The sequence below is a fragment of the Methylobacterium sp. Leaf112 genome (assembly GCF_001423295.1).
Lineage (GTDB): Bacteria > Pseudomonadota > Alphaproteobacteria > Rhizobiales > Beijerinckiaceae > Methylobacterium.
The window spans coordinates 112,622-138,148 of record NZ_LMNG01000001.1; the positions used below are offsets into that span (position 1 = coordinate 112,622).

Here is a 25,527-nt window from a genome sequence, read left to right on the forward strand (position 1 = left end):
AACCCCCCGGCAGGAGACTTCATGCGTCTGTCCCGCGCCACGGCCTGCCTCATCCTGTCCGCCAGCGGGGCGTCGGCCGCCGAGCCCGTGCCCCTCGCCAGCCACCGCGCGGTCTACGACCTGTCGCTCGCCCAGAGCGGCGGCACCCGGGCGGTGGAGAGCGCGCGCGGGCGCATCGTCATCGATTTCTCGGGCGACGCCTGCAAGGGCTACACGATGCAGACCCGGCAGGTGACGGTGCTGGAAAGCGGCGAGACCGGCAGCCGCACCTCGGACCTGCGCAACACCACCTTCGAGAGCGCCGACGGGCGCAGCTACCGCTTCAAGGTCAGCACTTTGCTCAACGGCACGCCCGGCCAATCCGTGGACGGCACCGCCGAGACGGTGGCCGATGCCCTCAAGGTTCGCCTGAAGGAGCCCAAGCGCGACGGGTTCCAGGCGAGCGGAGAGGTGCTGTTCCCGACGGTCCACATGCGCCGCCTCATCGCGGCGGCGCGCGAGGGCCGGACGACCCTCTCGGTGAAGGTCTACGACGGCACCGACGACGGCCGGAAGGTCTACGACACCCTGGCGGTGATCGGGCGCCCGGCCACGACCGCTTCCGTCAAGGAAGGGGCGCCTCAGGAGGAAGCCGCGGGCGAGGGCGCCGCGAAGCCGAAAGCCGACCGCGACAAGCCCCTGCGCGAGGGGGAGATGGCGGGCATGACCCACTGGCCGGTGACCCTGAGCTACTTCACCGCCGGCGAAGGCGAGCGCACGCCGATCTACGTGCTGACCTTCGACCTCTACGAGAACGGCGTCAGCGGCAACCTGCGCCTCGATTACGGGGAATTCGCCGTGGCGGGCAATCTCAGCCGCCTCGACAAGCTCCCGGCCGCCACCGACTGCAAGTCCTAGAGCACTCTCCGCCGAAGTGGATGCCGGTTCGGCGCAAAAGAGCGCGGCAAAGCGAAGGCCTCGCGATGTGGCCCGACCCAACGCGGTCGGGCGCAGCGCGAGGGCATCGGCTCCCGGAGCGGCGTCGATCCGCCGGCAGGGCGGATGATGCGGAGGCGCCCCTCTCACCGCGACGGGAGTGGCCCGTCCACCGCTCCGATCGATCGGTCGGGCGGACCTGCCTCGAATGGGCGGACGCGGGGCTCCGTCAGACGTCGTCGCCCCGCGTCCCCTGATCCGAAAATCCGTCGTCGAACTCCATGGGCGAGAGTCGGCCCCAGGCCGCCGCGATCCGCTCGGGCGGCACCGCCAGGGCCTCCGCCGCGGCCATCAGGGTGGCTTCGTCGCCCATGACGTGGTCGAGGAGCCCGGCCAGGAATCCGGCATCCTGCGCGCTCGCCCGCAGGGTGTCGGGGGTCACGCCGGTGGCGTTGAGGAAGGGGTAGAGCCGCTCGTCGTCCGTGGCCATCCAGGCGAGGATCGCCAGGGCGAGGCGCTCGGCCGAATCACGGTCATTGGCGGATTTGCGTTTCGTCAACATGTATCCGTTACATCTCATTGCGCGGGCCATGCCTCGAAGAACAATGAGCCGCTCGAACGCCGGGAACAATGGGCCATGACAAAGACGGTGCTCATCGTCGAGGACAACGAGCTGAACATGAAGCTCTTCAACGACCTGTTGGAAGGGCACGGCTACGCAACGCTCAAGACCGCCAACGGGATCGAGGCCATCGAACTCGCCCGCGCCCACCGGCCCGATCTCATCCTGATGGACATCCAGCTTCCCGAGGTCTCCGGCCTCGAAGTCACGAAGTGGCTGAAGGAGGACGACGACCTCAAGTCGATCCCGGTCATCGCCATCACGGCCTTCGCCATGAAGGGCGACGAGGAGCGCATCCGCGAGGGGGGCTGCGAGGCCTACCTGTCGAAGCCGATCTCGGTCGCCAAGTTCCTCGCCACCGTCCGTCAATATCTCGGTGACGGCAAGTCGTCGTGACCCGGCATATCCGTCTGATCGGGCGTGTCCCCTTCGATCCGAACGCGTGAGGACAGATGTCGGCCCGGATCCTGATCGTCGATGATCTCTTCCCCAACGTGAAGCTCCTGGAGACCAAGCTCTCCCTGGAGTATTTCGACGTGCTGGCGGCCATGAACGGCCCGGATGCCTTGGCGATCTGCGCCAAGGGTCTGTGCGACCTCGTCCTCCTCGACGTGATGATGCCCGGCATGGACGGGTTCGAGGTGTGTCGCCGGCTCAAGAACGACCCCAACACCGCCCATCTGCCCGTGGTGATGGTCACCGCCCTCGACCAGCCCTCCGACCGCCTGCGCGGCCTCGATGCCGGCGCCGACGACTTCCTGACCAAGCCCATCGACGACATCGCCCTGTTCGCCCGCGTGCGCAGCCTCGTGCGGCTGAAGGCGGTGACGGACGAGCTGCGCAGCCGCGCCCTGGCCTCCCGGGATTTCGGCATGGGCGACCCCCTGGCGCTCGCCACCGCCGAGACCGGGCAGAACGCCACGATCCTGCTGGTGGAGGACCGCGCGAGTTCCGCCGACCGCCTCGCGACGGCGCTCGGCCAGCACCACAGCGTCACCGTCGAGGCCGATCCGCACAAGGCCCTGGTGCTGGCCACCGAGGGCGGTTTCGACCTCGCCCTCGTCAGCCTCGATCTCGCCGATTTCGATGGCCTGCGCCTGTGCAGCCAGCTACGGTCCCTCGACCGGACCCGGGCCATGCCGGTGGTGATGATCGCCGAGCCGCACGACAAGGCGCGCGTGGTGCGGGGCCTCGATTTCGGCGTGCACGACTACCTCATGCGCCCCGTCGACCGGAACGAGCTCGTGGCCCGCGTCCGCACGCAGGTGCGCCGCCGCCGCTTCTCCGACACCCTGCGGGGCGCCGTCCAGGCCTCCATGGAACTGGCGATCATGGACGGGCTCACGGGCCTGCACAACCGGCGCTACCTCGACAGTCATCTCGGTGCCCTGTTCGCCGAGGCAGCGCTGCGCGGCCGCCCGGTGGCGACGCTTATGCTCGACATCGACCGGTTCAAGACCATTAACGACACCTGGGGCCACGAGGCCGGCGACGAGGTGCTGCGCGCCTTCGCCGATCGCATCCGCACGCACACGCGGGGCATCGACATCGTCTCCCGCTACGGCGGCGAGGAGGTGGTGATCATCCTGCCCGACGCCGAGGCACCCGAGGCTCACGCCATCGCCGAGCGCATCCGCGAGCGGATCGAGGCCGTGCCGTTCTCGATCCAGCGCGACACCCGGGCCATCGGCGTCACCGTGTCCATCGGCGTGTCCTGGCGCCGGCCCGAGGACGTGGGACCGGCCGACATGCTCAAGCGCGCGGACCTCGCCCTCTACCGGGCCAAGAATGCCGGCCGCAACCGCGTCGAGGCGGCGGCGGCCTGAGCCTCAGCCCGTCTCGGCCCCGCCTTCCTGCAGCCACCCCTCGCGCAACCAGGTCACGGCGCCCCCGAGACCGGCGACCCACCAGGCCTGCCATGCGCCGTGCTCGACGAAGGCGACCGCCGCCGCCGCGCCGAGGAGGCCGAGCGCCGTCACCGCCTGGAAGCGGGGCATCGCCGCGATGGCGCGGAGCGTCAGGAACAGGAGGGCCGCCATCAGTCCGGCTCCGATGACCCCGAGTTCGGCCCAGACCTGCAGGAAACTGTTGTGCGGATGGCCCACCGCCAGCATCCGGTGCCATTCCGGCGCGATGCCGTCGGCCGCGGGCGTCCAGGCGAAGCGCCCGGCCGTGCCGTAGCCGGCCCCGCGCCACGGATCGGCGGCCACCGCCGCGCCGAAGCTCCGCGCGATGGCGACGCGCGCCCGCGAACTGCTCTGGACGAGGCGCTCATGGGCCGCCTCCGGCATCAGGCGATGGAGGAGATCGCCCTCCACGGGGCTGAGCGCCACCGCCAGCGCCAAAGCGACCCCGGCGAGGCCGAGGCCGGCACGCCGGGGCAGGCCCCACGCCGCCAGGGCCATGCCGGTGCCGGCGAGGAGCCCGAGGGCGGCGGCGCCGCTCACGGAGCGCAGGATCGCGACGGCGGACACGACCCCGATGAGACCGGCCGTCAGCCGGTGCCCCCTGCGCAGGAGCAGGGCGACGAAGGGGCCGGCGACCAGCAGGATCGTCAGGGCCGGGCGGTTGTAGATGAAGTAGGCCACCCGCGTGCCCAGCGCCTTGCGGAGAGCGAGGTCGGTCGCGAGGTCCGCCACGAGAACGAGCCCGGCGAGGCTCAGCATCCAGGCGGCGGCCATGGCCGTCCCGGGCGGCATCCTGCCCGGTGCGAGGCGGGCCAGCAGGTAGGCGGCCAGGAGGGTGGGCCCGAACTCGCCGGTCGTGCGCCAGGACAGGGCGGGAAACGGGCTCCAGGCGATGGAGACGAGGCACCAGCCGAGGAAGGCGAGGGCTGTGAGCCCCGCTCCCGTGCGCAAGGGGGCCGCGAGGGTGGTCCAGGCGGCGCGCCGATCCTCGATCAGGGTGGCGGCGAGAAAGAGGAGCGCGGCAAGCCCGATCACCGCCGGGCTCGAGCGGTTGGCCGCCACCATCGCCAGGGGGAGGGCGGCCAGGGCGAGGGCTCCGGTGCCGCGCAGGCGCTCGCCGAGGGACATGCGCGGGGACATGCGCGGGAAGAAGCCTGATCGCACCGCGGCGCCGAGGCGCCTTACTGAAGCTGGTGGCCGCGCTTCACCATCTCGGCCCGCACGCGCACCATGACGTATTCGGAGACCTCCTGGGTCCAGCCCTGCATGGCCTGGACGATGCCGTCGAGAACCTGGGGCTGGGTCTCGACGTAGCGCTTGCCGGCGGGCGACCGGAAGAAGGTGGCGATGTCGGAGAGTTCGGCCTCGGTGAGGCGGGTGGCGTAGATGCGCGCCGCAGTGTCGATCATCGCCTGCTTCTGCAACTCCATCTCGGGCTGGAGACCGACCAGCACCTCGTCGAGGTCCTTGCCGAGTTCGGGCCGCGTCACGGCGTTCTGCCGGATCTGCTCGCTGAAGGCCGGGATGATGGAATCGAACGAACGGGCGATGCCCGAACTCAGCATCACCTCGCGGGCCAGCGCCATGTGCGACGGGGCGAAGGCCGGGGCCTGGTTGTTCGCCGCCGGGGGCGCGGGCTTGGCCGGCGTGGCCTTCTGCGGGGCGGCCGGCTTCTGCGGCGCCTGGGCGTGGACCGCCGGGGCGATCAGGAGCGCGGCGCCCGCCAGTGCGGCGCGCAGGGCGTGGGAGCTGGAGGCCAGGGGGCGAAACATGGAGGAGGCTCCGGGAAGTCTTCGACGATGCGGGTCGGGCGAGGGATCGGGCGAGGGATCGGGGATGGGTCAGACGGCGCCGAGGCAGGTCACGTGCGCCGTGCCGTCCCGCGCCTCGGCCAGGATCGCCCCCGTGGCGAGGCCGAGGAACAGGCCGTGCTCGACCACGCCGGGCACCGCCCACAGGGCGGCCGAGAGGGCCTCGGGATCGGGGATGCGCTCGAGATGCGCGTCGAGGATGTGATGGCCGCCATCGGTGCGGAGCGGTGCCCCGTCCGCGCCCGTGCGCAGGACGATCGCGCCCGCGCAACCGGCGGCCGCGACGGCCGCCTCCACCGCGCGCCGCGTGGCGCCGAGGCCGAACGGGTTGACCTCGATGGGCAGCGGGAAGGCGCCGAGCGTCGCGACGCGCTTGGCCGCGTCGGCGATCACCACCATGCGCCGGCTCGCGAAGGCGACGATCTTCTCGCGCAGGAGGGCGGCGCCGCCGCCCTTGATCAGGCGCATGTGCCCGTCGATCTCGTCGGCCCCGTCGATGGTGAGATCGAGCTCCGGCAGCTCCTCGAGGGTGGCGAGCCGGATGCCGGCGGCCTCCGCCGCGACCCGCGTCGCCTCGGAGGTCGGCACGCCGACGACGTCGAGGCCGGCGCGGACGCGGACGCCGAGCAGCTCGATGAATGCGTTGGCGGTGCTGCCGGTGCCGATCCCCAAGCGCATCCCGTCCGTCACGAGGGCGACGGCCCGCTCGGCGGCGGCGCGCCGCAGGTCGGGCCCGCTCATGCCGAACGTCCGGGGGCCGGTCGTTCGGCGGCGACGGGACGGCTCGGGACGGCAGGGCGCATGGAACGGGCTCGGGGCTTCGGGCGTCGGCAGGCCCTAGCACGGCTGACCGCGCCGTCAAACGCGACGCGGCCGGGCGCGATCAAGGGCGCGCGGAACCGCCTTGGGGGGGCGTCACGCTCGGGCTCGCCCGGCCGGGGACGGGGCTCGCCGCTTCCTCCGGTCCGGTGGGATTGGCCTGCGCCGTGCAGACCACGGCCTCCTTCTGGAGCTGGACGTAGCAGATGCTCATCTCGCCCGTGCGATAATTGACCCGGAACACCCCCGCCTCGCGGGTGTGGCGGGAGGCGACGAGGCCGTATTCGGAAGGCACCTGGGCGCTCGCACCCTCGCCGGCGCCGTAGCACACGGTGAGGCCAACGCTGCCGACCGCGCCCTCGCGCAGGCCGTACTGGCACGAGGTGACTTCGCCCGTGACCTTGTCGACCCGGTAGACCCGGTTGAGGTCGATCTGCGGCGCGGGCACGAACTCGTAGGAGCTCGCCCAGGCCGTCGTCGTCAGGAGGGCCAGCAGCCCCACCGCGCGGAAAAGGTGTGAGGCCTGTTGGGTCAGACGCATGTGGGTCAGACGCATGGGTGTCCCGATGTCTCGGTTTTGAGGATCGCGCGAGCGATAGCGCTGCCTTGCGGCGCAACCGTGGCCCCGCGGCGGGCGTCTTGCCCATACCGCGCGGCCCCGATAGCGCTTGGCGCCGATCTCCAACGCCGAGCCCTCGCAGAAAGCCAGCCCATGTCCGCGCCGAGCCGATCCCCGTCCAGCCTGCCGCCCATCGCGGTGTTCGACCTCGACGGCACCTTGGCCGAGACGGCGGGCGACCTCGTCGGAACCCTCAACGCCATCCTGGCGCAGGAGGGCCTGAAGACCCTCGACCTCGCGCAGGCCCGCGACATGATCGGCGCCGGCGCCAAGGCGTTGATCCGGCGCGGGTTCGAGGCATCCGGCACGGACCTCGACGACGACCGCCTGGAAGCCCTGTTCGTGGCGTTCCTCGATCATTACGGCCGCCACCTGTGCGACCATTCCCACCTGTTCCCGGGCGTGACGGAGGCCCTCGACACCCTCGCGGCCCGGGGCTTCACCCTCGCCGTGTGCACCAACAAGGTCGAGGCCCACGCCCTGACGCTCCTCGAACTCCTCGGGGTGTCGGGGCGCTTCTCCGCCATCTGCGGCCGGGACACGTTCGCGCATTACAAGCCGGACCCGCGCCATATCACCCTCACCATCGAACGCGCGGGCGGGGACCCCGCCCGTGCCGTGATGGTGGGCGATTCGCGCGCGGACATCGACGCGGCCAAGGCCGCCGGTATCCCGGTGATCGCGGTGCCGTTCGGCTACACCGACCTGCCCGTCGAGGCCTTCGGCCCTGACCGGGTGATCGCGCATTTCGATGAGCTGGTGGCGGCCGTGGAGGCGCTTGTGCCGGCGGCGCGGGGATGATCCGAGCCCGAATGGCCCCAGGCAAACCTGTTCATCCCGAGGGGCCGCCTCGGGATGAGGACCCGAGATGGATCCGGCCCGGACAGCCGATCACGCACGGCATGGCGGCGAAATCCGGTGGATGGTGTGTGTTCGATGGAGGAAATGGTGGGCGGTACAGGGATCGAACCTGTGACCTTCCCCGTGTGAAGGGGACGCTCTACCGCTGAGCCAACCGCCCGCTGCCATTCTTGCCAGTTCGCGTGGTCGGCTCTCGCGAGCAGACCAAGGGTCGAAGCGAACGGCGTTCCGTGGGCGATGCCGCCGGAACCGAGGGCGTTCTAGGGCGCGGCCCCCCGGCCCGTCAAGGCGGGAATTTCGCCGGGTGAGGTTTTCACGGACGGGCCGCCACGGCGGCCTCGCGCCGGCTGCCGAGGCGCATCAGGACGATGACGGGCACGAGGCCGACGAGGACGATGAGGAGGGCCGCGACCGTGCCGTCCTCGTAGGTGCCGCGCGCGGCCTCGCCGTAGAGGTGAGTCGCCAGGGTCTCCACGTTGAGGGGGCGCAGGAGAAGGGTCGCGGGCAGTTCCTTCACGCAATCGACGAAGACGAGGAGTGCCCCGCTGAGCACCGCCGGCCAGGCCAGGGGCCACTGCACCCGGGCGAGGGTCGCGGCGGGTCCGCGCCCGAGCATCCGCCCGGCGTCGGGCAGGCTGCGCGGAATGCGGCCGAGCCCGGCCTCGCAGGTGCCGACGCTGACGGCGAGGAAGCGGATGAGGTAGGCGATCACCAGGGCGCCGCCGGTGCCGAGGCCGATGAGGGCGGGGGCGGCGCCGAACAGGCGCGTCAGCCCTTCCGACAGGATCGTGTCGGCCAGGGCCAGGGGGCCGAGCAGCCCGATGGCCAGGATGGCGCCCGGCAGGGCGTAGCCGAGGCCCGTCAGCCGGACCATGCCGCGCCCGAGGCGGCCGGGCAGCAGGCGGGGGGCGGCCGCGACGAGGAAACCGATGCCGGCGGCGAGCCCCGTGGCGAGGCTCGCGTACAGCACGGTGTTGCCGATTTCGGGCAGGATAGTTGCGGGCCAGCCGGTGCGGGCGACCCGCGCCACGGCCGCGTGGACGAGATAGCTCGCCGGAAGCAGGAAGCCGATGGCGACCGGCACGAGGCCGAGCGCGAGGGCCGCCCAGCCGCGCCAGCCGTGGAGGGGCCGGCGAGCGAGGTCGCGCGGGCGCTGGGCGGTGCCGGCGAACCCCCGTCCCCGCCGGGCCCAGCGCTCGATCGCCACGAGGCCCAGGACGGCGACCAGCATCACCAGGGCGATCTGGGCGGCGCCGGGCAGATCGGAGCGGTTCACCCAGGTGGCGTAGACCTGCACCGTCAGGGTGCGGACGCCGAGGAACTCGGCCGCACCGATGTCGTTCAGCGCCTCCATGAGGGCGAGGCTGGCGCCGAGCGCGATGGCCGGGCGCGCCAGCGGCAGGGCGACGCGCAGGAACACCGCGGCGGGGGGGCGCCCGAGCATCCGCCCGGCCTCGATGAGGTTGGCCGCCTGCATGAGGAACAGGGCCCGGGTCGGCAGATAGACGTAGGGGTAGAGCACGAAGCCCAGCAGCAGGATGCAGCCCGGCAGGGAGCGCAGTTCCGGCAGGACGAAGTCGCGGGGCCGGGCGTAGCCGAGCCATTCCCGCAGGGCCGTCTGCACCGGGCCGATCGGGTGCATGAGGTCGAGATAGGCGTAGGCGACGATGTAGGTCGGCACCGCCATGGGCAGGAGCAGGCCGGCTTCGAGCCAGCGCCGCCCGGGGAAGGCGTAGGCCGAGACGAGCCAGGCCGCGCCGGTGCCGAGCACCACCACGAGTACGCCGACGCCGGCGAGCAGCAGGCCGGTATCGACCAGGGCCCGGGGCAGCACGTGGGCGAGGAGGTGCGGCCACAGGGTGCCGTCGCCCCGGGCCGCCGCGAGGACGAGGGACGCGATGGGGCTGAGGACCAGGGCGGCCAGCGCCAGGGCGGCCGCGGCCCAGCCGAGGGTCCGGGGCCACGCCCGCGCCACCCGTCCGGTGGGGCTTGGCACCGCCAATGCCCCGACGTCGATCGCCGGCGCGGCCCCTTTCATGGCTGCTGGACCAAGGATTGCCCGATCAGTTGTCGAAGCCGACCTTGTCGAGGAGCAGGCTCGCCGCCTTGCGGTTGCGGGCGATCTCGGCGAGCGGCGTCGTGTCGATGGTCAGGGGTCCCAAAGCCGCGAGCAGGGGGTCGACGGGGGCGCCGGCCTTGACCGGGTACTCGTAGTTGCCCTGCGCGTAGAGCCCCTGCGCCTCGTCGGAGACGAGGTATTCGAGGAGCTTGACCGCCTCGTCGCGGTTCGGCGCGGACTTCGCCACCACGGCGCCCGATACGTTGACGTGGGTGCCGCCGCCGAGGAACGTCGGCATCAGCACGGCGATGCCGTCGCCCCAGGCCTTCTGCTCCGGGCCGCCTTTGCCCGAGCGCATCAGGCCGACGTAATAGGAGTTGGCGAGCCCGATCTTGCAGGTGTCGGCGAGGATGTCGCGGGCCACGTCGCGGTCGCCGCCGGCGGGCTTGCGGGCGAGGTTGGCCTTCACGCCCTTGAGCCAGGTCTCCGTCGCTTCGGCCCCGTGCCGGACGAGATAATGGGCGACGAGGGCCGTGTTGTAGGGGTGCTGGCCGGAGCGCAGGCACAGGCCGCCCTTCCAGCTCGGATCGGCGAGGGACTCGTAGGTGAGGCCCTTGGTGTCCTTCAGGTCCTTGGCCGCATAGGCCACGCGCGCCCGCATGGAGAGGGCGAACCAGCGCCCGTCCGCATCCCGCAGGGCCGGCGGGATCGCCGCCTCCAGGGCGGGCGAGCGCACGGGCTGCGCGAGGTCGCGGTCCACGAGTTCGATGAGGTTGCCGATGTCGACGGTCATCAGCACGTCGGCCTTACCGCGCGCGCCTTCGGCCGCCACGCGCTCGGCGAGGCCCTTCTCCACGAACACCGTGTTGACGGTGGTTCCCGTGCGGGCCGTGTAGGCGTCCAGCAACGGCTTGATCAGGCCGGGTTCGCGGGTGGTGTAGAGGTTGACCTCCGCCGCCCGCGCCGACCCGAGGGCCGCCCACGCGACGAGACCCGCCACAGCGAACCGCTTGACCGCACAGACCATGATCCCGTCCCTCTCCAGACTATTGCGGGACGAGGTTCAGACGGATCGCGACTCAAAAGGCAAGCACGATGTCTTTGATTTAAAACAGTTAAAAACTAGAGTTCTCCGGTCTCTGCAGGCGCTGTGCTGGAAAAACCCAAGCTCAGGGTTTTAATCCGGGCTCCCTGCAAAAAGAAAAGCCTGTCCCTCGTCGCAGGCCAGCCCCACGGCCTCGCCCGGCCGGCGCCCGTCGGTGCCGGATACCGGAAGGGCCAGCGGATCGGCAAAGCCCTCGGCCTCGACCGTGAGCCAGGCGGCGGCACCGAGGAAGCGCCGGGCCGCGATCCGGCCGGGCACGCCGGCTCCCGCCCGCCCGAGATGGATCGCCTCCGGGCGCCAGCAGGCGACGACGGGGCTGCCCTCGCACAGGTCCGGCGCCGGGCAGCGGCCGAAGGGCGTGGCCACGGAGCCGTCGCGGCAGGTGCCCGGAACCTCGACGAGGTCCCCGAAGAAGCGCGCGGCGAAGCGCGATGCCGGTCGGCGATAGAGGTCGTCCCCCGTGCCCACCTGGACGATGCGCCCGCCCCGCATCAGGGCGATGCGATCGGCGAACCCCAGGGCTTCTTCCGGATCGTGGGTCACCAGGATCGCCGTGGTGCCGGTCTCGCGCAGGAGGGCGAGGGTATCGGCGCGGACCCGGTCCCGGGTGCGCCGGTCGAGGTTCGAGAACGGTTCGTCGAGGAGCAGGATGCGCGGCCCGGGGGCCAGGGCGCGGGCCAGCGCCACCCGCTGGCTCTCGCCGCCCGACAGGGTGCCGGGATAGCTCGCCGCGCGGTGGGCGAGGCCAACCTGCTCCAGGCGCGCCGTCGCGATGGCGCGGGCCGCCTTGCCGGGCTGGGCGTGGAGGCCGAACCGCACGTTCTCGGCGGCCGTCAGGTGCGGGAACAGGGCGTAGTCCTGGAACATCAACCCGACGCCGCGGGCCTCGGCCGGCACGTCTCCCACATCGGTGCCGTCGAGGCGGATCGTGCCCCGCTCGGGCTGCTCCAGCCCGGCGATGGCGCGAAGCAGCGTGCTCTTGCCGCAACCGGAATCACCCAGCAGGGCGACGATCTCGCCGGGCCGCACGGCGAGATCGATGCCGTCGAGGGCGCGCACGGCCCCGAAGCGCAGGCCGACATCCCGGAGTTCGAGGCGGGGTGGGATGCCGCGGCCTGGGTCGGACTGGGTCATGGGCATCCTTAGGGCGTCCTCGCGTCGGGGACGAGAAATCGCCCGTTCCGGACGAAGTGCAAGGCCTGCCCGATGACGCGGCCGTTCCACATCATCAGGCCGTGGGTCGTGTGGAGGGTCACGTGGGCGCTCATTCCGGCCACGCGGGTGCGGTGGACGCTCACCCGCCCGTCATTGGGGCGGGGCAGCATCAGCCAGGACTCGACGGGGTAGAGCGTGCGGTCCCCCGCGATGACGCCCAGGGGATAGTCGACGGTCCCGAGGAGCGCCGTCAGGGACGCGTCCCGCCGCGTCGTCAATTCTGCGCCGGCCGGGCCGAAGAAACGCCGGTAGGCGGCTATGCCGTGGAGGCGGTCGGCGACCTCGCTCCCGCCGTTGGGCGGCGCCAGCATCACCACGCGTCCGAGATTGTCCGGACGATGGCGGGTCAGGAGCGCGCGGGCGACGAGGCCGCCCATGGAATGGGTGACGACGTGCAGGCGGGCGACCCGCGCGGCGAAGGCCGCAACGGTCGGGGCGACGCGCGCCGCGAGGTCCGCGAGGGCGGCCGTGCGGGCCGGATAGTCGAGGTTGAGCGTCACATAGCCCTGTGCCTGGAAGGCGCGCTCCATCCGGGCCAGGGACGCGGCCCGGCGTCCGATGCCGTGCAGGAGCAGGACGCCTTCCGGCGCGGCGGTCTCCGGGATCGTCCCTGGCTCTGGATGGCGCATCGGGGTCTCACGGCACGGCGTCGGGCGGCGGATTCGTCGGGTGGTCGGACGATGGAATGGTCGAGGCATGCCAGTCGCGCAATCGCCGGATCATGCTTATATTCCGGGTATGTTCCAGCACAGCCCGCGCCGATGCCCAGCGTCGCCGAGATCCTGATCCCGCTGGCGCTCGACAGCGCCTACAGCTACGCGGTGCCCGCCGGCCTCACCCTGACGGTGGGCGACGTGGTGCAGATTCCCCTCGGCCCCCGCGAGACCGTGGGCGTGGTCTGGGGCGTGCGCCAGAGTCCGTCGGGCTCGAACCTGCGCCCGGTGACGGGCCGTCTCGACGTGCCGCCCCTGTCCGGTCCGTTGCGCGAACTCGTCGACTGGCTCGCCCGCTACACCCTGGCGCCCAAGGGCTCGGCCCTCGCCATGGCCCTGCGTCTGCCGGACGAGGCCGCGCAGAGCGAGACCGTCCGCATCGGCGTGCGCGCCTCCGGCAAGCCGCCCGCCCGCCCGACGGCGGCGCGCTTGAAGGTGCTGGCGGTGGCCGCCGACGGAATCATGCGGGGCAAGAGCGCGCTCGCCAAGGAGGCCGGCGTCTCCCTCAGCGTCGTCGACGGCCTCATCGACGACGGCGCCCTGGAAGCGACGGCCCTCGCGCCCGAGCCCGTGGCTCTGCCGCCCGACCCGGACCACGCCCGGGTGCCCCTGTCGGAGGCGCAAGGTGAGGCCGTGCGCGAGCTGATCGCGATGATGAACCCGGCGCCTCCGCCCGGGGAACCGCTCGAGGCGTTTCTGTTGACGGATGCGGGACAGGGTGCCGTCCCCGCCGCCGCCCCGCCGCCGTCATCCCCTGAGCCAGAGACCGCGCCGTTTCGCGCGCCCACGATTCTCCTCGAAGGCGTCACGGGCTCGGGCAAGACCGAGGTGTACTTCGAGGCCGTGGCCGATTGCGTCCGGCGCGGGCGCCAGGCCCTCATCCTGATGCCCGAGATCGCACTGACGGCGCAGTTCCTCGACCGGTTCGCCGAGCGCTTCGGCGTGCGTCCGGCCACCTGGCATTCGGGCATCGGGGGGAAGCGCCGTGAGCGCATCCGCGCCGGGGTGGCGGCCGGCGAGATCGCCGTGGTGGTCGGCGCCCGCTCGGCCCTGTTCCTGCCGTTCGCCAAACTCGGGATCGTCGTCGTCGACGAGGAGCACGAGGCCGCCTACAAGCAGGAGGACGGGGTGCATTACCACGCCCGCGACATGGCGGTGGTGCGCGGGCGCATCGAGAACTGTCCCGTGGTGCTGGCCTCGGCCACGCCCTCCATCGAGACGCGGGTCAACGCCGAGCGCGGGCGCTACCGCCACATCGTCCTGCCCGAACGCTTCGGTGGCCGGCGCCTGCCTGACATCGCCGCCATCGACATGCGCTCCGACAAGCCCGAGCGCGGTAGCTTCATCGCGCCCGCCCTCATCGCGGCCGTGCGCGAGACCGTGGCCGCGGGCGACCAGGCTCTGCTGTTCCTCAACCGCCGGGGCTATGCGCCCCTCACCCTGTGCCGGGCCTGCGGCCACCGCTACCAGTGCCGCAACTGCTCGACCTGGCTGGTGGAGCATCGCTTCCGCAAGGCGCTCGTGTGCCATCAATGCGGCTACGCCGAGCGCCGCCCGGATTCCTGCTCGGAATGCGGCACCTTCGATAACCTCACCCCCTGCGGCCCCGGCGTCGAGCGCATCGCCGAGGAAGTCACGGCCCTGTTTCCCGACAAGCGCATCATCGTCCTGTCGAGCGATTTTCCCGGTGGTGCCGAACGGCTGCGCGCCGAACTCCAGACCGTGGCCGAGGGTGGCTGCGACATCGTCATCGGCACGCAGCTCGTGGCCAAGGGCCACAATTTCCCGCACCTCACCCTGGTGGGCGTGCTCGATGCCGATATCGGCCTGACCTCTGGCGACCCGCGCGCGGCCGAGCGCACCTTCCAGCTGCTCCAGCAGGTCACCGGCCGGGCCGGGCGCGGGGAGAAGCCGGGGCGCGCCCTGGTCCAGACCTTCCAGCCCGAGCACCCGGTGATCGCGGCCCTGCTGTCGGGGGATGCGGCGCGGTTCTACGAGGAGGAGATCGCCGCCCGCGAGGCCGCCGGCCTGCCGCCCTTCGGGCGTCTCGCCGCCCTCATCGTCTCGGCCAACGAGCGCGAGGTGGCCGAAGCCCACGGGCAGGCCCTGGCGCGGGCATCCGAACCGCCCGATGGCGTGATGGTGCTGGGACCGGCCGAGGCACCGCTCGCCCTGGTTCGCGGCCGCTATCGCTTCCGCCTGCTCGTGAAGACCGAACGGTCCGTCGACCTGCAGAGTTACCTGCGCGACTGGATCGCGCGCGGGCCCAAGGTTCGCGGCAACGTGAAGGTCGCCATCGACGTGGACCCGCAGAGTTTCCTATAACGCGGGTCCGTCGTTCGCTCGGCGTCGCGTTCGACCCCCGAAGGAGTGCTGCACGTGCTGACCTATACGAAGAAGCCGGATTCGAACGTCGCCGAGATCGTGGTCGACGGCCAGATCACCGATGCGGACATGAACACCGTCATCACCGCCATGCAGGCGGACCTCGACAAGGGCGGCAAGCTCAAGCTTCTCGAGGATATCCGTGAGTTCAAGGGCATGGAGCCGGCGGCGTTCTTCAAAGACCCGCGTTTCGGCCTCGCCATGATGAAGGGCGTCAGCCATGTGGCGCTGGTCACCGACGCGTCGTGGCTGCGCATGATCGCCGACACCTTCGGCAAGGTTTCTCCGGCCACGATCAAGACCTTCGACCGCGCCCATATCGACGAGGCGCGCACCTGGCTCGCCGGCAACTAAAGATCAATCCGCCTGGGCGGTGCGCGTCGTGTGACGCCGCGCCGTCCAGCGGCCGGAGCACAGGGAGGAAACCTTCCAGGTGCCGCCGCCGGAGCTCGCCTGAAGCCGGCCCGAGACCGCACCCGTGGCGGTGCCGTTGGTGACGCTGAGGCCGACGGTCCCGTCCGGTCCGACACGGCCGCTCATGCTGGCGTTCTGCCCCGAGACGAGGCGGACCTGGCCTTCCTGCACCGAGACGGAGTAGCTGTAGCGGCTGTCGCAGACCATGCCGGATTCGGTCACCAGATCCACGGACCACGCACCGTTGAAGTTGCCGGCCTCACGGGCCTGACCGGGCAGCGGCGCGAGGGCGACGAGGCCGGTCCCGAGGGTCAACAGTGCGACGAGTCTGGTCATGCGTCATCCTTTGGCGAAAGGCTCGGCCAGCCCCGGCCGCGGTTGGCGCGAGGGTTCCAAGCAGACGATCAATCGAGAGTGATCGTAGGATACGCACGCAAGCGGCAGGATTATGACGGGCTGTACCGTTTCAAGGTGAGTGGCATGTCACACGCGGCCTGAACCCGCGATGACTGGCGCGGGACGGCGAATTACCTTGGCGGTATTTGGGGGGGGTGTGAGGGGGCGAGCCGGTTGTTGGTTCGGCCCTGCCTCACGCCAATGCCGTCGGGGGTACGGTCAGCGGTTGTAATACGCTTGCAGCGCGGCCCGGTCTTTGGTCAGGGGCACCGCCAGAAGAGCGAGCACCCGGGCCTTGTCGGGGGTCAGGTCGTCGGCGAAGACCGCCCCGGCCTTGAGCAGGGTGTTGCCGCCACCCTTGAAGCCGTACACCGGCAGGGCTCGGCCGTTGTAGACCTTGGTGGCCACGATCACCGGCACGCCCTTGGCGATGGCGTACTGGATCGCGTCGTGCATCGCCGCATTCACGTTGCCGAAGCCGTAGGCCTCCACCACGATGGCCTCGGCGCCGCCATCGGCCGATTGACGCACCTGCGTGCCGTCCGCCCCCGCATACATCGACACGAGATCGATGCGCGGCATGCGCTCGGGGATCGCCAAGGTCTGGCGGCGCAGGGACTTGCGCGAAAAGATCACCCTGTCCTCGTCGACGTAGCCGAGGGTGCCGGCATCGCCCGAGTTGAAGGTCTCGACGTTGCTCGTATGGGTCTTGCGCACCTCGCGGGCGGCATTGATGCGGTGGTTGAGGGTCACCGTGACGCCCATGTCGACGGCGTCGGGCGACAGGATCTGCCGGACGGCGTTGAGGAGGTTGCGGCTGCCGTCCGCGTCGGCATCCGAGGCGTTCCGCTGGGCCCCCACCATCACCACGGGCTTGGTGCTGCGCAGGGTGAGGTCGAGGAAGTATGCGGTCTGGTCGAGGGTGTCGGTGCCGTGCAGGACTACGGCGCCGACGATGTCGGGCCGGGCGAGCAGCTCGTCCACCTTGGCGGACAGGCCGGGCCAGAGCTCCGGGCCCATGTAGTCGCTCGGGACGTTGCTGAACTCGGTCACCTCGATCCGGGCGATCTCGCCGAGTTTCGGCACGGCGCCGACGAGGTCGGCTCCCGACAGGGCCGGCACCGGCGCCCCGGTCGCCGGATCGTTCTTCATCGCGATGGTGCCGCCGGTGGCGACGATGGCGACCAGGGGGCGCTCGGCGGCTGTGGCGGTCATGCTGGCGGTCAGGGTCCAGGCGAGGAGAGCCAGGACGGCGCGACGGAGGAAAGCAGGTTTCGTCATGGCACGCCCGGGCTTCGAGGAAGGGGAGGGGTCAGTCGGTCAGGGGCCGCGCCTCTTCGGGCAGCATGATCGGGATGCCGTCGCGGATCGGGTAGGCGAGCTTGGCCGATCGGCTGATCAGCTCCTGCCGGGCGAAGTCGTAATCCAGGGTGTCCTTGGTCAGGGGACAGACCAGGAGTTCGAGGAGCTTCGGGTCGACACGGGTCGCCTCGACCGGGCTCTGGGTGTCATCGGCCATGGGCGTTCATCCTCTATGGAACGGTCACTGAAGGGTGGGCTCGGTGCCCGAGCCCCGCACCAACTCCATTTCGGTCACGGCGATCAAGACCTCGGCGCGTGTCTTGAGGTCGGGCGCTTCCAGCATCGCCTGCTTCTCGCGGGCGCCGAACGGGCTCATCATGCAGAGCGCGTTGACCAGCGCCTCGTTGGGCGCCTCCTCGATCCCAGCCCAATCGACCTTGAGGTCGTTGACCTCGACGAAATCCTTGAGGGCCTTGAGGACGCCCTCGCGGTCCACCGCGTCCTCACCGGCACGCGGCTCGAAATCGGCGGCGAAGTCGTCGTAGGACACCTGACAGCGGCGGTAGCGCGAAGCCACGGCCATCTCGCTCTCCACCCGGAACCGGGCGATGCCCGTGAGCGAGATGAGGTAGCGCCCGTCGCCGGTCTCGGCGAATTGGGTGATGCGCCCGGCGCAGCCGACCCGGAATAGCTTCGGCGTCATCGGCGATGTCCCGCTCTCGATGTCGGGCTGAATCATGCCGATGATCCGGTCCGTGCGCAGGGCGTCGTCCACCATCGCGAGGTAGCGCGGCTCGAAGATGTTGAGCGGCATCTGCCCGCGGGGCAGCAACAAGGCGCCTGGCAGGGGAAACACCGGGATCACCCCGGGGCAGTCGCCCGGTCCCTTATAGCCCGCATGCGTGCTCATCGCGTCGCCCCGTCGGTTCGTTGCCTTACGCGAAAATCCGGCCTCACGCGAAACCTTGGCTCGATGCCGAGTGTCGGCCTCACGCGAAGACCAGGGTCGACAACCGGCGCCGGCCCCGGATCGAGGCCTTGTCCATCAGGCCCCAGGCCTCGAAGAAGGTGAGCAGCTGCTTGCGCGCCGCGCCCTCGTTCCAGGTCCGGTCCCGCCGCTCGATCTCGATGAGCTGATCCACGGCCTCGTCGCGCTTGTTGAGGCCGTTGAGGCCGAGCGCGAGGTCGAACCGGGCTTGATGATCGTTGGGGTCGGCGTCGATGCGGCTCTGGAAGGCGCCGAGATCGCCGAGTTCGGCGGCCTTCTCGGCGAGTTCCACGGCCGCCCGAACCCCCACCAGCGCCGGGTCGGTCGCCTTGTCGGCCGGCGCCAGGGCGAGGACTTCCTTCGCCTTGTCGATGGCGCCGAGGTCGAGCTGGAGCTTGGCCAGGGCCGCGATGGCGGTGACGTTGCCGGGGTCCTCGGTGAGGATGGCGGCATAGAGCTGGGCGGCGCCGGCGGTGTCCCCGACACCCAGCATCGCGTCGGCCTCGGCCAGGGCCTCCTCGATGGGGGAGGGGCCTGCCGGGCCGGCCAGGCGCTCGATGAACTCCTTGATCTGAGCCTCGGGCACGGCGCCCATGAAGCCGTCCACCGGCTGGCCCTTGTCGAAGGCGATGACGGCGGGGATCGACTGGATGCCGAGCTGGCCGGCGATGGAGGGGTGCTCGTCGATGTTCATCTTGACGAGCTTGACGGCCCCGGCCGAGGCCTGGACCACCTTCTCCAGCACGGGGGCGAGCTGCTTGCAGGGGCCGCACCAGGGCGCCCAGAAATCCACCAGCACGGGCTGCTGCATGGATTCGGCGACGACATCCTGGCGGAAGCTCGCCGTGGTCACGTCCTTGGTCGGTTCGCCCGCCTGGGGCGCGTCGTTCAGCATCGGTTCCTCGAAACGTCGTCTAGGATGTTCGGTCGTGAGCCGGGTCTGTCCATCCGGACGCCCGTCCGTCAAGAGATGGTCGCGCACGGGTGCCGGAACCAGTCCCGAGCGCGTCCTACTGTGCCGGGGCGCCGGGGGGCGCTTTGGTGTCGGTGACGAAGGTGCCCGCGTAGGCGCCCTTGGCGGCGTTGGCCTCGCAGGTGATCGCGGTCTTGCCCGGCGTCGGCGTGCTGAACGAACAGGCGCCCACGGCTACGAGGGGCCCCTGGACCACACCGTCCTTCGTCGTCTCGCTCGGGATCACGAGGTTGATGGGCTGGAGCGGATCGGTCTCTTCCGTACGCTCCTGCTGGGCACCGTTGCCGCTGAAGCTGAGGGCGCGTCCCTCGGCCGCGAAGTCGAAGCTCGTGCGGCTGCGCGAGACCGTGTTCATCAGCGTGCCCTTGCACGTCGATGTCAGGTCCTGCCCGGCGATCACGAGTTTCTCGCAGCGGCCCTCGAGCTTGACCGCCGTCTGCGCCAGGGCGGGGCCGGCGAGGAGGACGGGTGCGAGGACGAAGGCGAGTCGGAAGATCGGAAAGTGCGTCATGGGGCAGATGTATGGTGGCGTCCCGATCTGTCGAGGGGCGATGGGTCGAGAGGACCTCGCCACCACGAACGGTCCGTCAGGCGGCCTGCGGTGCCGCTTGCCCCGGCGGCGCCTCCTTCTGGAAGGCGCGGATGTCGAAGGCATCGTCCGGCACGCGGGTGAGGAAGCGCTCCGCCATCTCGAACAGCAGCAGGTCCGGTCGCACGGATTCGACGTAGCCCCAGTCGAGGCTCGACGACCACACGAAATGCACCTCGCGAAACGTCTCGGCGAGGAGGCCCGTCAGCATGATCGGCGCGAAATGGGCGTAGGAATCGCCGAACAGCACCACCGTGCGCGGGTCCGCGCCGGGGGTGTCGTTGCGATAGATCACGTGGGCGCCGACATGCAGATCGGGGGCGCGTCCCGCCGCCTCGTAGGCCTCCACCAGGGGACTGGCGTAGTGGCGCCGCGCGTCGCGGTCGATGACCCCGTGGCTCGCCGTCTCCTCGGGCAGGCCCGGAAGCTTGTCGCCGAGATCGCGCACCCGGGTCGTCTCGAAGCGCGGCCGGTCGAAGAGATCGGGCGGCGGCACCGCACCGCAGGCGCGCAGCAGGGTGCGATAGGCGAAGAGGCAGCCGTCGTAGTTCCAGTGGGTGTCCGTGCGGTAGTAGAGCGGCACGGGGCCATCGCGGGCCGCCCGCATCGGCCCGAGCAGATCGACGAACGCCGCGTCGTTTCGCAGCCGCTCGGCCAGGCGCCGGGCCGGCGAGCGCTTCGGATCGAACCCGAGCCCGTCCGTGCGGTCGTCGTAGACGGACAGCTTCTCCGGCACGAGGGTGTGGACGTAGCGGATACCGAGGGAGCGCGCCCGGGCGGCGCGCGCTTCGATGAGCTTCGCCCAGGCGCGCAGGCGCCACCAGCGCGACGGGGTCGCGCGGTACTGCGCGAGCACGCCGTTGCTGCCCCCGATCAGGAAGAGCCAGCCGTCCCGGCCCACATGAACGATCTCCCGGTGTTTTCGCCGCATGCGCGGTCCTTAGACGCCGAAGGGGCCGCTGAACAGGGAGGCCCTGGACCCGGGGCTAGGCCTGCGCCATCTGCCGTTTCCATGACGCGAACCCCCGCCACGTCCGATCCCCTGATCCTGACCCTGGAGATGGATGCGCAGACCTTCGCGCATTTCGACGGCCTGCGCCGACGGCATTTCCCCGCCGCCCTCAACCACATCCCGGCTCACGTCACCCTGTTCCATCACCTGCCCGGGCTCGACGAGGCGGGCATCACCGAGACGGTGGTGGCCCTCGCCCGGACGCAGGCGCCGCCGGAGGTGGCCGTGACGGGACTGCGCTTCCTCGGGCGCGGGGTCGCCTATGGGCTCGATGCGCCCGGCCTCTCCGCGTTCCGGGGACGCCTCGCCCATGAGTTCGCGTCCGTCCTCACCGCCCAGGATGCCCAGGGCTGGCGCCCGCACGTGACCATCCAGAACAAGGTGACGGCCGGTGTCGCCCGCGCGCTGCTGGCCGAGCGCGAGGCCGCCTTCGCGCCCTTCACCTTCACGGCGCCGGGCCTCGTGCTATGGCGCTATCTCGGCGGTCCGTGGGAACGCCGCGCCGCCTTCGCGTTTGGAGAGAACCGGTGAGCCAGCACAGGACGACGGCGCGATGAAATCCCTCACGGCCTTCGGGCGCATCGACCCGTTGATCGGCCGGGCCAACGCCCTGCGGCTGGCGCTGCGCCTCAACGAGGTCGGGGCCGTCGTGGCGCTCCTGGCCGTGAGCCTGCTCGGCTACGGCTTCTTTGCTTTGGCGAGCGAAGTCGGCGAGGGCTCCACCGCGGCCCTCGACCGCAAGATCCTGCTGTCCCTGCGCAATCCGGCTGATCTCTCCGACCCCATCGGGCCGCGCTGGCTCGAGGAGACCATGCGGGACATCACGGGACTGGGCAGCATCTTCACCATCGTGTTCGTCACGGTGGCGGCCGTGGCCTACCTCGCCATGACCGGGCGGCGCCGGATCGCCGTCTTCGTGGTCGCCGCCATCGGCGGGGGCGAGCTCGCCTCCACGGTGCTGAAGCTGTTCTACCACCGGCCCCGGCCGGACCTCGTGCCCCATGGCATGGAGGTGTTCACCGCGAGTTTTCCGAGCGGCCACGCGATGATGTCGGCCATCGCCTACCTCACCCTCGCGGCCCTCGTCGCCCGGGTCGATCGCCAGCGCGGCGTCAAGGTGCTGGTGATGCTGGTCGGCGTGTCCATGACCCTGCTCGTCGGCTTCAGCCGGGTCTATCTCGGCGTCCACTGGCCGAGCGACGTGCTCGCCGGCTGGTGCGTCGGCGCGGCCTGGGCAGCCCTGTGCTGGTTCATCGCCCTGCAACTCCAGCGCCGCGGCGAGGTCGAGGCTCCGGGCACGGCGTCGGCACCCCGTTAACGCTGCGGACGGAACGGCGACGAGGGCACGCATCAATTGTGGCGCGGTTGTGGTTGTATGGTCGCGCAACCCATGGAGATCCGCTTGACCGAACCCCGAGAACGCCGACGGGACCCGCGCCAGCGAAGCCTCCTCGGTGCCAGCCTTCAGGTCGGCCCCGGTGAATCGATCACCACCTGCCTCGTGCGCAACGTCGGTCCGGAGGGAGCCAAGCTCATCGTGAGCGCGGCCGTGCCGGTGCCCGCCACCTTCCCGGTCACCATCGACGTCCGTCGCGAGACCCGGACGGCGCATCTCGTCTGGCGCGAGGGCGACGCCATGGGGATCAGCTTCGCGCCCGAGAAGTCCGCCGGCGTCACGGTTCCCCTTGATCTGGTGCGGGAGCTGCGTGCGGTCCGGGCGGAGAATTCCAGCCTGCGGGGACGCCTCGCCGCCGCCGGCCTGGACGACTGACCGCCGAAACATCCACACGCAGGAACACGCGCTGCCGCATGGCGTTCCCGGACAGTCATCGACCTGTCCGAGGCTTTCAGCGGCGTGAATTCATGAGCGACGACTTTCCCGTTTCCCGACGAAACCTTCTGCGCGCCGGCGGCCTGACGGTCACGGGGGCGGCCCTCGGCCTCGGCACCGGGGCTGCGGGCGCGCAAGGACTGCCCGGTCCATCCGTGCCAGCCGATACGGGCGCAGTGCAGGGCGGCAAGGTGATGTTTCCGAACTGGCGCGGCGCCGGCGATCGGGTGCCGCCACCGCCGCCCGCGCCCCTCCCCCCGGCTCAGCGGGTGGGCTTCGCCGTGGTCGGCCTCGGGCGCCTCAGCCTGGAGGAAATCCTGCCGGCCTTCGGGGAGACGAAGCGCGCGCGCCTCGCGGCCGTGATGTCGGGCACGCCAGCCAAGGCCCGCCTCGTCGCCGAACAGTACGGCGTACCGGCCGATGCGGTCTACGGCTACGACGGGTGGGAGCGCTTGGCGCAGAACCCGAACGTGAGGGCCGTCTACATCGTCACGCCCAACGGCCTGCACCGCGATCACGTCGTGGCCGCCGCGAAGGCGGGCAAGCACGTGCTGTGCGAGAAGCCGATGGCGAATTCCTCGGCCGAGGCACGCGAGATGATCGAGGCCTGCGCCAAGGCCAACCTCAAGCTCATGATCGCCTATCGCTGCCAGTACGAGCCCTACAACCGTGAGGTGACGCGCCTCGCCCGCTCCGGCGAGTTCGGCAAGCCGCGCCTGATCCAGGCCTTCAACGGGCAGACCACGGGACTGCCCGAGCAGTGGCGCCTGCGCAAAGCCCTGGCGGGTGGGGGGGCCTTGCCGGATATCGGTCTCTACTGCCTCAACGGCGTGCGGGCGCTGACCGGCGAGGAGCCGGTCTCGGTGGAGGCGAGCGTCTATTCCCCACCGGGCGATCCGAAGTTCGCCGAGGTGGAGGAAACCGTCTCGTTCACCTTGCGGTTTCCCTCCGGCCTCATCGCCCAATGCATGACCGGCTACGGCATCCACGAGTCGCGCCGGCTCCAGCTCCATACGGAACGGGCCGACATCGACCTGCGCAACGCCTTCGCGTATCGCGGCCAGCACCTCGTGGTGTCGCACCCGGACGGCGCCGTGGAATCGCAGGATTCGCGGATGCTGACGGCGAAGAACCAGTTCGCCCTCGAGATCGACCACATGGCCCGGTGCATCCTCGAGGACCGGCGCCCGCGTACCCCCGGCGAGGAGGGCCTTCAGGACCACGTCCTCATGGAGGCGATCTACGAAGCCGCGCGATCGGGTCGTCCCGTCACCGTCGGGCCTCCCCCGGGAAGCGCTGGCGGCCTCGATGTCACGCGTGGCCCGGAACTCGACGACGCCGGCTGAGGAGCCCTCCGGATCGTCATGAAAGCAGGGTAAGGTCGGTTTCGAACACCGACCCGAAAGATCGCCCATCTCCCGCCTTCGCCTCGCCCTCTGCCTGCTCGGTCTCGCGAGCCTTCGCGGCGCCCAGGCACAGAGCCCGGCCGAGGAGCTGGCGCGAATCGCGGCCGAACCCATCGCCATCGGGTCGTCCCGGGGGGCCGGCGGCGATCCGCAGACCTCGGTCGCGCAGTCGGTCACCTCGTCCCGGCCCTCGGCGAACCTCGACACGTCCATCGAGGATCAGCTCGGTCCCTCCGGCGATCCGTTCGGCCTGCGGGCCTTCCTCAAGACCCGCGGCATCACCTACAGCCTGACCTACATCGGCGAAGGCCTGGGTAATGCGACCGGGGGATTGCGGCGGCGCGCGATCCTCGAAGGCCTCCTCGACCTCGAGATCGATGTCGATCTCGGGCCCCTCGTCGGCTGGCAGGGGGCGCTCCTGCACACCAACCTGTTCCAGATCCACGGTGCGGGCCTGTCGCGCGGCACCCTCGACAACATCATCACGGTCAGCGGCATCGAGGCCCTGCCGTCCTCGCGCGTCTACGAACTCTCCTTCGAGCAGAAGCTGTTCGACGACCGGTTCTCGCTGCGGTTCGGGCAACTCGCCGCCGACACGGAATTCGCCGTGACCCAGACCGGCACCGTGTTCGTCAATTCCACCTTCGGCTGGCCCAACAACATGGCCGTGGTGATCCCGAGCGGCGGCCCGATCTATCCCCTGGCGGTCCCGGGCGTCCGGGCGAAAGTCGTGCCCAACGCGAATTTCTCGCTGCAGGTCGGCGTGTTCGACGGCGATCCGGCCGGTCCCGCCCGCTCCGGCGCCGGTCCCGACCCGCAGCGGCGCAACCGCACCGGCACCAACTTTCGTACCAACGACCCCGCCCTCGTCATCGCCGAGGCCGCCTACGCCTACAACATCGAACCCGGCAGCACCGGCGAGGCCGGAACCGTGACGCTCGGCGGCTGGCACCATTTCGGGCGCTTCGACAGCCTGCGCTTCGACGGGAACCGCGTTCCCCTGGCCTCACCCGACAGCACCGGCATCGCCCGCCGGTTCCGGGGCGACAGCGGCCTCTACGGCATCATCGACCAGACGATCTACCGGGAACCCGACGACCCCAACGACGGCGCCAGCGTGTTCGTTCGCGTGGCCGGCGGGCCCTCGGACCGAAACCTCATCGACCTCTATGTCGATGCCGGCATCGCCTACAAGGGATTGGTGCCGGGACGCTCCGACGACACCGTCGGCATCGCCTTCGCGCTCTCACGGGTGTCGCGCACGGCACGGGCCTTCGACACCGATACGATCCTGGCCACCGGTGCCCCGGGTCCGCGCCGCAGCAGCGAGGCGGTGCTGGAGGCGACCTATCAGGCGGTCCTCGGCCCCGGCGTGACCGTGCAGCCGGATGTGCAGTACATCTTCCGGCCGAGCGGCGGCATCGCCAACCCGCGCGATCCCGATGCCGGGCGCATCCGCAACGCTGCGGTGTTCGGCCTGCGGACGACGATCCGATATTAGGGGTATCGGTCCTGAAGGGGGCGCCGGTTTTCGGAGCGAACCCGATGGCCGGTCGGATTTCCCGTTCGTCCGCGCCCGCGACGG

Annotated in this window: 27 protein-coding genes and 1 tRNA gene; 11 read left to right on the plus strand and 17 right to left on the minus strand. The window is 70.8% G+C overall.

What is annotated here, in order from left to right; translation table 11 throughout:
* Nucleotides 1-21: 21 nt before the first annotated feature.
* Nucleotides 22-897 carry a cell envelope integrity EipB family protein gene (locus ASF52_RS00480; RefSeq protein WP_056165900.1) on the plus strand — a complete coding sequence of 292 codons (876 nt, stop codon included), beginning with the start codon at nucleotides 22-24 and terminating at the stop codon, nucleotides 895-897.
* 247 nt (nucleotides 898-1,144) lie between these two features.
* On the opposite strand, the gene ASF52_RS00485 is transcribed toward ASF52_RS00480, so the two are convergent.
* Complete coding sequence (locus ASF52_RS00485) at nucleotides 1,145-1,477, minus strand: DUF3572 domain-containing protein (RefSeq protein WP_056165903.1); 333 nt, start codon at nucleotides 1,475-1,477, stop codon at nucleotides 1,145-1,147.
* Between the two features lie 75 nt (nucleotides 1,478-1,552).
* On the opposite strand from ASF52_RS00485, the gene ASF52_RS00490 reads away from it, so the two are divergent.
* Entirely contained in the window at nucleotides 1,553-1,933 is a 381-nt protein-coding gene (locus ASF52_RS00490; RefSeq protein ID WP_056165906.1) for a response regulator, read from the plus strand.
* A 56-nt stretch (nucleotides 1,934-1,989) separates the two neighbouring features.
* On the plus strand, nucleotides 1,990-3,363 hold the full coding sequence (locus ASF52_RS00495) for a PleD family two-component system response regulator (RefSeq protein ID WP_056165909.1): 1,374 nt from the start codon (nucleotides 1,990-1,992) through the stop codon (nucleotides 3,361-3,363).
* Between the two features lie 3 nt (nucleotides 3,364-3,366).
* Here the strand turns inward: ASF52_RS00495 and ASF52_RS00500 are convergent, their stop codons facing one another.
* The 4 genes from ASF52_RS00500 to ASF52_RS00515 form a co-directional block, all read right to left on the minus strand.
* Nucleotides 3,367-4,584: an O-antigen ligase family protein gene (locus ASF52_RS00500; protein WP_056165913.1), complete on the minus strand. Its 1,218-nt coding sequence runs from the start codon at nucleotides 4,582-4,584 to the stop codon at nucleotides 3,367-3,369.
* 41 nt (nucleotides 4,585-4,625) lie between these two features.
* Nucleotides 4,626-5,216, minus strand: a complete 591-nt coding sequence (locus ASF52_RS00505) for a DUF2059 domain-containing protein (RefSeq protein ID WP_056165916.1) — start codon at nucleotides 5,214-5,216, stop codon at nucleotides 4,626-4,628.
* 69 nt (nucleotides 5,217-5,285) lie between these two features.
* Nucleotides 5,286-5,996 carry a ribose-5-phosphate isomerase RpiA gene (rpiA, locus tag ASF52_RS00510; protein WP_056165918.1) on the minus strand — a complete coding sequence of 237 codons (711 nt, stop codon included), beginning with the start codon at nucleotides 5,994-5,996 and terminating at the stop codon, nucleotides 5,286-5,288.
* Between the two features lie 142 nt (nucleotides 5,997-6,138).
* A complete protein-coding gene (locus ASF52_RS00515) occupies nucleotides 6,139-6,615 on the minus strand; it encodes a hypothetical protein (RefSeq protein WP_056166893.1) in 477 nt (158 codons plus the stop codon).
* A gap of 171 nt (nucleotides 6,616-6,786) precedes the next feature.
* Here ASF52_RS00515 and ASF52_RS00520 point away from each other — a divergent pair, with 171 nt between their 5' ends.
* Nucleotides 6,787-7,494 (plus strand): HAD family hydrolase, encoded by a 708-nt coding sequence (locus ASF52_RS00520; protein ID WP_056165921.1) that lies wholly within the window; start codon nucleotides 6,787-6,789, stop codon nucleotides 7,492-7,494.
* 145 nt (nucleotides 7,495-7,639) lie between these two features.
* Here ASF52_RS00520 and ASF52_RS00525 read toward each other — a convergent pair.
* From ASF52_RS00525 to ASF52_RS00545, 5 genes are all read right to left on the minus strand, one after another.
* Nucleotides 7,640-7,714: transfer RNA gene (locus tag ASF52_RS00525), tRNA-Val, on the minus strand.
* A 153-nt stretch (nucleotides 7,715-7,867) separates the two neighbouring features.
* The gene (locus tag ASF52_RS00530) at nucleotides 7,868-9,592 is read right to left on the minus strand and encodes an ABC transporter permease (protein ID WP_082515136.1); all 1,725 of its coding nucleotides are present in this window, start codon (nucleotides 9,590-9,592) and stop codon (nucleotides 7,868-7,870) included.
* Nucleotides 9,593-9,617: 25 nt separating this feature from the next.
* The gene (locus ASF52_RS00535) at nucleotides 9,618-10,640 is read right to left on the minus strand and encodes an extracellular solute-binding protein (protein WP_056165924.1); all 1,023 of its coding nucleotides are present in this window, start codon (nucleotides 10,638-10,640) and stop codon (nucleotides 9,618-9,620) included.
* Nucleotides 10,641-10,790: 150 nt separating this feature from the next.
* Entirely contained in the window at nucleotides 10,791-11,852 is a 1,062-nt protein-coding gene (locus tag ASF52_RS00540) for an ABC transporter ATP-binding protein (RefSeq protein WP_056166899.1), read from the minus strand.
* 8 nt (nucleotides 11,853-11,860) lie between these two features.
* Nucleotides 11,861-12,562: an esterase/lipase family protein gene (locus ASF52_RS00545; RefSeq protein ID WP_056165927.1), complete on the minus strand. Its 702-nt coding sequence runs from the start codon at nucleotides 12,560-12,562 to the stop codon at nucleotides 11,861-11,863.
* A gap of 132 nt (nucleotides 12,563-12,694) precedes the next feature.
* Between ASF52_RS00545 and ASF52_RS00550 the strand changes: the two genes are divergently transcribed.
* Both ASF52_RS00550 and ASF52_RS00555 read left to right on the plus strand, forming a co-directional pair.
* Nucleotides 12,695-14,971, plus strand: a complete 2,277-nt coding sequence (locus ASF52_RS00550) for a primosomal protein N' (protein ID WP_056165929.1) — start codon at nucleotides 12,695-12,697, stop codon at nucleotides 14,969-14,971.
* Between the two features lie 54 nt (nucleotides 14,972-15,025).
* Nucleotides 15,026-15,385 (plus strand): STAS/SEC14 domain-containing protein, encoded by a 360-nt coding sequence (locus ASF52_RS00555; RefSeq protein WP_056166902.1) that lies wholly within the window; start codon nucleotides 15,026-15,028, stop codon nucleotides 15,383-15,385.
* A gap of 3 nt (nucleotides 15,386-15,388) precedes the next feature.
* Here ASF52_RS00555 and ASF52_RS00560 read toward each other — a convergent pair whose 3' ends face one another.
* The 7 genes from ASF52_RS00560 to ASF52_RS00590 form a co-directional block, all read right to left on the minus strand.
* Complete coding sequence (locus ASF52_RS00560; RefSeq protein WP_056165932.1) at nucleotides 15,389-15,781, minus strand: hypothetical protein; 393 nt, start codon at nucleotides 15,779-15,781, stop codon at nucleotides 15,389-15,391.
* A gap of 279 nt (nucleotides 15,782-16,060) precedes the next feature.
* Nucleotides 16,061-17,122 (minus strand): asparaginase, encoded by a 1,062-nt coding sequence (locus tag ASF52_RS00565; RefSeq protein ID WP_056165935.1) that lies wholly within the window; start codon nucleotides 17,120-17,122, stop codon nucleotides 16,061-16,063.
* 31 nt (nucleotides 17,123-17,153) lie between these two features.
* Nucleotides 17,154-17,360 (minus strand): Trm112 family protein, encoded by a 207-nt coding sequence (locus ASF52_RS00570; protein WP_056165938.1) that lies wholly within the window; start codon nucleotides 17,358-17,360, stop codon nucleotides 17,154-17,156.
* A 24-nt stretch (nucleotides 17,361-17,384) separates the two neighbouring features.
* Nucleotides 17,385-18,053, minus strand: a complete 669-nt coding sequence (locus tag ASF52_RS00575; protein ID WP_056165941.1) for an LON peptidase substrate-binding domain-containing protein — start codon at nucleotides 18,051-18,053, stop codon at nucleotides 17,385-17,387.
* Between the two features lie 79 nt (nucleotides 18,054-18,132).
* A complete protein-coding gene (gene trxA, locus ASF52_RS00580) occupies nucleotides 18,133-19,026 on the minus strand; it encodes a thioredoxin (RefSeq protein ID WP_056165943.1) in 894 nt (297 codons plus the stop codon).
* A 115-nt stretch (nucleotides 19,027-19,141) separates the two neighbouring features.
* Entirely contained in the window at nucleotides 19,142-19,615 is a 474-nt protein-coding gene (locus ASF52_RS00585; protein WP_056165946.1) for a hypothetical protein, read from the minus strand.
* 76 nt (nucleotides 19,616-19,691) lie between these two features.
* Nucleotides 19,692-20,624: an alginate O-acetyltransferase AlgX-related protein gene (locus ASF52_RS00590; RefSeq protein ID WP_056165948.1), complete on the minus strand. Its 933-nt coding sequence runs from the start codon at nucleotides 20,622-20,624 to the stop codon at nucleotides 19,692-19,694.
* Between the two features lie 81 nt (nucleotides 20,625-20,705).
* On the opposite strand from ASF52_RS00590, the gene ASF52_RS00595 reads away from it, so the two are divergent.
* The 5 genes from ASF52_RS00595 (at nucleotide 20,706) to ASF52_RS00615 (ending at nucleotide 25,443) form a co-directional block, all read left to right on the plus strand.
* On the plus strand, nucleotides 20,706-21,236 hold the full coding sequence (locus tag ASF52_RS00595) for a 2'-5' RNA ligase family protein (RefSeq protein WP_056165951.1): 531 nt from the start codon (nucleotides 20,706-20,708) through the stop codon (nucleotides 21,234-21,236).
* 22 nt (nucleotides 21,237-21,258) lie between these two features.
* Complete coding sequence (locus ASF52_RS00600) at nucleotides 21,259-22,023, plus strand: phosphatase PAP2 family protein (RefSeq protein WP_056165954.1); 765 nt, start codon at nucleotides 21,259-21,261, stop codon at nucleotides 22,021-22,023.
* Nucleotides 22,024-22,107: 84 nt separating this feature from the next.
* Nucleotides 22,108-22,476, plus strand: coding sequence for a hypothetical protein (locus ASF52_RS00605; protein ID WP_156629930.1), 369 nt, complete (start codon nucleotides 22,108-22,110; stop codon nucleotides 22,474-22,476).
* Between the two features lie 92 nt (nucleotides 22,477-22,568).
* Nucleotides 22,569-23,882 (plus strand): Gfo/Idh/MocA family protein, encoded by a 1,314-nt coding sequence (locus ASF52_RS00610; protein ID WP_056165959.1) that lies wholly within the window; start codon nucleotides 22,569-22,571, stop codon nucleotides 23,880-23,882.
* 67 nt (nucleotides 23,883-23,949) lie between these two features.
* Nucleotides 23,950-25,443: a carbohydrate porin gene (locus ASF52_RS00615; protein WP_056165961.1), complete on the plus strand. Its 1,494-nt coding sequence runs from the start codon at nucleotides 23,950-23,952 to the stop codon at nucleotides 25,441-25,443.
* Nucleotides 25,444-25,527: the final 84 nt, after the last annotated feature.

Bases quoted from the DNA above. Each gene is read 5' to 3' on its own strand.
- ASF52_RS00575 (WP_056165941.1), bottom strand. From the start codon at position 18,053: ATGAGCACGCATGCGGGCTATAAGGGACCGGGCGACTGCCCCGGGGTG.
- ASF52_RS00485 (WP_056165903.1), bottom strand. From the start codon at position 1,477: ATGTTGACGAAACGCAAATCCGCCAATGACCGTGATTCGGCCGAGCGC.
- ASF52_RS00490 (WP_056165906.1), top strand. From the start codon at position 1,553: ATGACAAAGACGGTGCTCATCGTCGAGGACAACGAGCTGAACATGAAG.
- ASF52_RS00600 (WP_056165954.1), top strand. From the start codon at position 21,259: ATGAAATCCCTCACGGCCTTCGGGCGCATCGACCCGTTGATCGGCCGG.
- ASF52_RS00495 (WP_056165909.1), top strand. From the start codon at position 1,990: ATGTCGGCCCGGATCCTGATCGTCGATGATCTCTTCCCCAACGTGAAG.
- ASF52_RS00565 (WP_056165935.1), bottom strand. From the start codon at position 17,122: ATGACGAAACCTGCTTTCCTCCGTCGCGCCGTCCTGGCTCTCCTCGCC.
- ASF52_RS00610 (WP_056165959.1), top strand. From the start codon at position 22,569: ATGAGCGACGACTTTCCCGTTTCCCGACGAAACCTTCTGCGCGCCGGC.
- ASF52_RS00535 (WP_056165924.1), bottom strand. From the start codon at position 10,640: ATGGTCTGTGCGGTCAAGCGGTTCGCTGTGGCGGGTCTCGTCGCGTGG.
- ASF52_RS00595 (WP_056165951.1), top strand. From the start codon at position 20,706: ATGACGCGAACCCCCGCCACGTCCGATCCCCTGATCCTGACCCTGGAG.
- ASF52_RS00530 (WP_082515136.1), bottom strand. From the start codon at position 9,592: ATGAAAGGGGCCGCGCCGGCGATCGACGTCGGGGCATTGGCGGTGCCA.
- ASF52_RS00505 (WP_056165916.1), bottom strand. From the start codon at position 5,216: ATGTTTCGCCCCCTGGCCTCCAGCTCCCACGCCCTGCGCGCCGCACTG.
- ASF52_RS00585 (WP_056165946.1), bottom strand. From the start codon at position 19,615: ATGACGCACTTTCCGATCTTCCGACTCGCCTTCGTCCTCGCACCCGTC.
- rpiA (WP_056165918.1), bottom strand. From the start codon at position 5,996: ATGAGCGGGCCCGACCTGCGGCGCGCCGCCGCCGAGCGGGCCGTCGCC.
- ASF52_RS00480 (WP_056165900.1), top strand. From the start codon at position 22: ATGCGTCTGTCCCGCGCCACGGCCTGCCTCATCCTGTCCGCCAGCGGG.
- trxA (WP_056165943.1), bottom strand. From the start codon at position 19,026: ATGCTGAACGACGCGCCCCAGGCGGGCGAACCGACCAAGGACGTGACC.
- ASF52_RS00550 (WP_056165929.1), top strand. From the start codon at position 12,695: ATGCCCAGCGTCGCCGAGATCCTGATCCCGCTGGCGCTCGACAGCGCC.
- ASF52_RS00590 (WP_056165948.1), bottom strand. From the start codon at position 20,624: ATGCGGCGAAAACACCGGGAGATCGTTCATGTGGGCCGGGACGGCTGG.
- ASF52_RS00560 (WP_056165932.1), bottom strand. From the start codon at position 15,781: ATGACCAGACTCGTCGCACTGTTGACCCTCGGGACCGGCCTCGTCGCC.
- ASF52_RS00515 (WP_056166893.1), bottom strand. From the start codon at position 6,615: ATGCGTCTGACCCAACAGGCCTCACACCTTTTCCGCGCGGTGGGGCTG.
- ASF52_RS00545 (WP_056165927.1), bottom strand. From the start codon at position 12,562: ATGCGCCATCCAGAGCCAGGGACGATCCCGGAGACCGCCGCGCCGGAA.
- ASF52_RS00520 (WP_056165921.1), top strand. From the start codon at position 6,787: ATGTCCGCGCCGAGCCGATCCCCGTCCAGCCTGCCGCCCATCGCGGTG.
- ASF52_RS00540 (WP_056166899.1), bottom strand. From the start codon at position 11,852: ATGACCCAGTCCGACCCAGGCCGCGGCATCCCACCCCGCCTCGAACTC.
- ASF52_RS00570 (WP_056165938.1), bottom strand. From the start codon at position 17,360: ATGGCCGATGACACCCAGAGCCCGGTCGAGGCGACCCGTGTCGACCCG.
- ASF52_RS00500 (WP_056165913.1), bottom strand. From the start codon at position 4,584: ATGTCCCCGCGCATGTCCCTCGGCGAGCGCCTGCGCGGCACCGGAGCC.